General features: G+C 75.9%; 2 protein-coding genes. Both read left to right on the forward strand.

What is annotated here, in order from left to right; translation table 11 throughout:
• On the forward strand, positions 1-3,144 hold a 3,144-nt coding region (locus ABT263_RS38410), incomplete at its 5' end, for a type I polyketide synthase (protein WP_352298511.1).
• Positions 3,145-3,184: 40 nt separating this feature from the next.
• The coding region (locus ABT263_RS38415) for a type I polyketide synthase (protein ID WP_502885934.1) at positions 3,185-4,983 on the forward strand (1,799 nt) is incomplete at its 3' end.

The following is a 4,983-nucleotide window of genomic DNA, read 5'->3' on the forward strand; positions in this document are numbered from 1 at the left end:
ATCTCCAACGTCACCGGCCGACCGGCCGAGCCCGGCCAACTGGCCGATCCCGCCTACTGGGTGGACCATGTCCGCCGCCCGGTCCGGTTCGCCGAGGGCGTCGCCGCGGCGGCCGGACCGGGCGGAGCGCTCTTCATCGAGCTTGGCCCCGGCGCCGCGCTCAGCAGCGCGGTGGCGGAGTCCGCCGGGGAGGACACGGTCTGCGTCGCCGCCCTGCGCGACGGCCGCCCCGAGGCGCACACCGTACTGACCGCGGTGGCCGAACTCTTCGTCCGGGGCGTCGCGGTGGACTGGACCGGCCTCCTGCCCACCGGCACCGCCCACCTGGAGCTGCCGACCTACGCCTTCGACCACCGGCACTACTGGCTGCAGACCACCGCCGCCACCGACGCGGTCTCGCTCGGCCAGGCCACGGCCGACCACCCGCTGCTCGGCGCGGTGGTGGAGGTGCCCGAGACGGGCGGGGTGCTCTGCACGTCCCGGCTGTCGCTGCGCACGCACGCCTGGCTCGCCGACCACGCCGTCGGCGGGGTCGTGCTGGTCCCCGGCACCGGCCTGGTGGAGCTGGCCGTCCGGGCCGGCGACGTGGTCGCCGCCGGCGGGCTCGACGAACTGGTCATCGAGGCACCGCTGGTGGTGCCCGAGCACGGCGGAGTCCGGATCCAGGTCGCCGTCGGCGGCCCCGACGAGGACGGCACGCGGACCGTCGCCGTCTACTCGGCCCGCGAGGACGCGGCCGGCGAGATCGGCCCGGACGCCTGGACCAGGCACGCGGCCGGCACCCTGACGGCGGCCCCGGCCGACCGCCCGGCGGCGCCCGGCTTCGACACCACCGCCTGGCCGCCGGCCGGCGCGGAGCCCGTGGAGCTCGACGTCGTCGGCTTCTACGAGGACCTCGCCCGGCACGGCTACGCCTACGGCCCGGCGTTCCAGGGCCTCCAGGCCGTCTGGCGGCGCGGCGAGGAGCTCTTCGCCGAGGTCGCCCTGCCGGACGAGCGGCGCGACGAGGCCGCCCGCTTCGGCATCCACCCGGCGCTGCTCGACGCGGCCCTGCACACCCAGGCGTTCGCCCAGCCCGAGGACGGCCACAACGTCCTGCCGTTCGCCTGGAACGGGCTGGTGCTGCACGCCGCCGGCGCGGGCGCCGTCCGGGTCCGGATCGCCCCGCAGGGGCCGGACAAGCTCGCGCTGACCGCGGTCGACGAGGCCGGCGGCGCCGTCCTGACGGTGGACTCGGTGACCTTCCGGCCGGTGGACGTCGAGCAGTTGGACACCGCCGCGGCCGCGGACGAGGGCCGCGACGCGCTGTTCCGCCTGGAGTGGAGCACACTGCCGGCGGCCGCGGCCGCGGCGGCGCCGTCCTGGGTGCCGGTCGCCACCGGCGAGGAGGTGGCCGCGCTGGCCGCCGAGGCCCCCGCCGTCGCCGTCCTGGAGGCCCACGGCGGCGAGGGCGCCGACCAGGTGCTCGCCCTGACCGCACAGGCCCTGGAGGTCGTCCAGGCCTGGCTGGCCGACGCGGCCTTCGAGGACGCGCGGCTCGTGGTGGTCACCCGGGGCGCGGTGCCGGCCGGCACCGACGCCGACGTCACCGACCCGGCGGGCGCGGCGGTCTGGGGCCTGCTGCGCACCGCGCAGGCCGAGAACCCGGACCGGATCGTCCTGCTCGACCTCGACCCGGACTCCGACGGCTCCTTCACCACCGTGCTCGGCGCCGTCCTGGCCGCCGACGAGCCGCAGGTCGCCGTCCGGGCGGCGGCGCTCTCCGTGCCGCGCCTGGTCCGGGCGCAGGCCCGGCCCGCGACGGAGGCACCCGAGGCGTTCCGCCCGGACGGGACCGTCCTGGTCACCGGTGGTACCGGCTCGCTGGGCGCGCTGCTGGCCCGGCACCTGGTCACCGAGCACGGCGTCCGGCACCTGGTGCTGGCCAGCCGGAGCGGCCTCGGGGCCGAGGGCGCGCCGGAGCTGGTGGCCGAACTGGACGGGCTGGGCGCGGCGGTGACGGTCGCCGCCTGCGACGTGACCGACCGGGAGGCGGTGGCCGCGCTGCTGGCCGCCGTCCCGGCCGAGCACCCGCTGACCGGCGTCGTGCACACCGCCGGTGTGCTGGACGACGGCGTGATCGGCGCACTGACGCCCGAGCGGCTGGCCCGCGTGTTCGCCCCGAAGGTGACCGCCGTGAGCCACCTGGACGAGCTCACCCGTGACCTCGACCTGACGACCTTCGCGGTGTTCTCCTCCGCCTCCGGCCTGTTCGGCTCGGCCGGCCAGGGCAACTACGCGGCGGCCAACGCCCACCTCGACGCCCTGGCGCACCGGCGCCGGGCGGCGGGCCTGCCCGGTACGTCCCTCGCCTGGGGCCTCTGGGAGCAGATCAGCGGCATGACCGCCCACCTGGGCGCCGCCGACCAGGCCCGGATGAGCCGCGGCGGGGTCCTGCCGATCGGCCCGGCCGAGGGCATGCGGCTGTTCGACGCGGCGCTGCGGACCGACACGGCGCTGGTCGTGCCGATCAAGCTCGACCTGCGGTCGCTGCGGGCCGACGCGGCCGCCGGCCGCACCGCCCAGCCGCTGCTGCGCGGACTGGTGCGCTCCGGGCGGCAGTTGGCCCGGACGGCGGCCGGTGACAGCGGCGGGCTGACCCGCCGGCTCGCCGGCCTGGCCCCGGCGGCGCAGGAGGCCCTGCTGCTGGACCTGGTCCGCGGCCAGGTGGCGACCGTGCTCGGTCACGCCGGGCCCGACCAGGTCGGCCCGGAGACGGCGTTCAAGGACGCCGGCTTCGACTCGCTGACCTCGGTCGAACTGCGGAACCGGCTGCGCGAGGCGACCGGCCTGAAGCTGGCCGCGACGGTGGTCTTCGACTACCCCGCGCCGCTCGCCCTGGCCCGGTACCTGCACGGCGAGCTCGGCACCACCGACGACGCGCTGTCGATGGTGAACGCCAAGATCGAGGACATCGAGTCGCTGATCGCCGGACTGGTGTCCGACGAGTCCAAGAAGGCCGGCATCGTGCTCCGCCTCCAGGGGTTGGTGGCGAGGTTCAACGGGGTCGAGCAGACGGAGGAGTCCACGGTCGCCGAGCAGTTGGAGTCCGCCTCCGCCGATGAGGTCCTCGACTTCATCAACGACGAGCTCGGCATCTCTTGAGCACCACGCCTTCACGGTCTGCCCGAACCCCGGTGAGGAATTGACGATGGCCACGGACGAGAAGATCCTCAAGTACCTCAAGCGTGTCACGGCCGAACTGCACGACCTGCGCAAGCAGGTCCAGCGGAACGCGGACGAGCCGGTCGCGATCGTGGGCATGGCCTGCCGCCTGCCCGGCGGCGTGACCGGCCCGGAGAGCCTGTGGCGGCTGGTCAGTGAGGGCCGGGACGGCGTGTCGGCGTTCCCGGACGACCGCGGCTGGGACCTGGACGCGCTGTTCGACGACGACCCGGACAAGGCCGGCACCTCCTACGTCGCGCAGGGCGGGTTCCTGCGCGACGCGGGGAAGTTCGACGCCGGGTTCTTCGGGATCTCGCCGCGCGAGGCGCTCGCCATGGACCCGCAGCAGCGCCTGCTGCTGGAGACCTCCTGGGAGGCGCTGGAGCGGGCCGGCATCGACCCGACCTCGCTCAAGGGCGCGGACGTCGGGGTGTTCAACGGGATCATGGGCGTCGACTACTTCTTCGGCGGCAACGTGCCGCCGGAGCTGGAGGGCTTCGCCGGGACGGGCGCGGCGGGCAGCGTGGCCTCGGGCCGGATCTCCTACGTGTTCGGGTTCGAGGGCCCGGCGGTCACCGTGGACACCGCCTGCTCCTCGTCCCTGGTGGCGATCCACCTGGCCGCGCAGGCGCTGCGCCGCGGCGAGTGCTCGATGGCGCTGGCCGGCGGCGCGACCGTGATGGCGACACCGCACACCTTCGTGGAGTTCTCCCGCCAGCGCGGTCTGGCCTCGGACGGCCGGTGCAAGTCCTACGCGGACGCGGCGGACGGCACCGGCTGGGCCGAGGGCGCGGGCGTGGTCGTGCTGGAGCGGCTCTCCGAGGCCCGCCGCAAGGGGCACCGGGTGCTGGCGGTGCTGCGCGGCAGCGCGGTGAACCAGGACGGCGCGTCCAACGGGCTGACCGCGCCCAACGGCCTCTCCCAGCAGCGGGTGATCCGCAAGGCGCTGGCGGCGGCCGGGCTCACCCCGGCCGACGTGGACGTGGTGGAGGGGCACGGCACCGGCACGGTGCTGGGTGACCCGATCGAGGCGCAGGCGCTGCTGGCCACCTACGGCCAGGAGCGCGAGCCCGGGCGTCCGCTCTGGCTCGGCTCGCTGAAGTCCAACATCGGCCACGCCCAGGCGGCGGCCGGTGTCTCGGGCGTGATCAAGATGGTGCAGGCGCTGCGGCACGGCGTGCTGCCCGCCACCCTGCACGTCGACGCGCCGTCCTCCCAGGTGGACTGGTCGGTCGGCGCGGTCGAGCTGCTCGACCGCAGCCGGCCCTGGCCGGAGGTGGACCGGCTGCGCCGGGCCGGGGTCTCCTCCTTCGGGGTCAGCGGGACGAACGCGCACCTGATCCTGGAGCAGGCGCCCGAGGACGAGGTGGAGCCCCTCGCGGGTGAGGCCGCACCGGGGGCCGGGGCCGTGCCGCTGGTGCTCTCGGCGAAGAGCACCGGGTCGCTGGCCGGTCAGGCCGAGCGGCTGACCGCCTTCGTCGGTGCGTCGGAGCAGGAACTCCCGGACGTCGCCGCCGCGCTGGTGTCGCAGCGGGCGCTGCTGTCCGAGCGCGCGGTGGTGCTGGCGGGCTCCTCGGAGGAGGCGCTGGCGGGGCTGGCCGCGCTGGCGCGCGGGGAGTCCGCCGCCGGTGTCGTGACCGGGGGTGGCCAGGCCCGGACGGTGCTGGTGTTCCCGGGGCAGGGTTCGCAGCGGGTCGGGATGGGCCGGGAGCTGGCGGAGCGGTACCCGGTGTTCGCCGAGGCCTTCGACGCGGCGTGTGCCGCGTTGGACGAGCGGTT

The organism is Kitasatospora sp. NPDC001603, from assembly GCF_040298365.1.
Lineage (GTDB): Bacteria > Actinomycetota > Actinomycetes > Streptomycetales > Streptomycetaceae > Kitasatospora.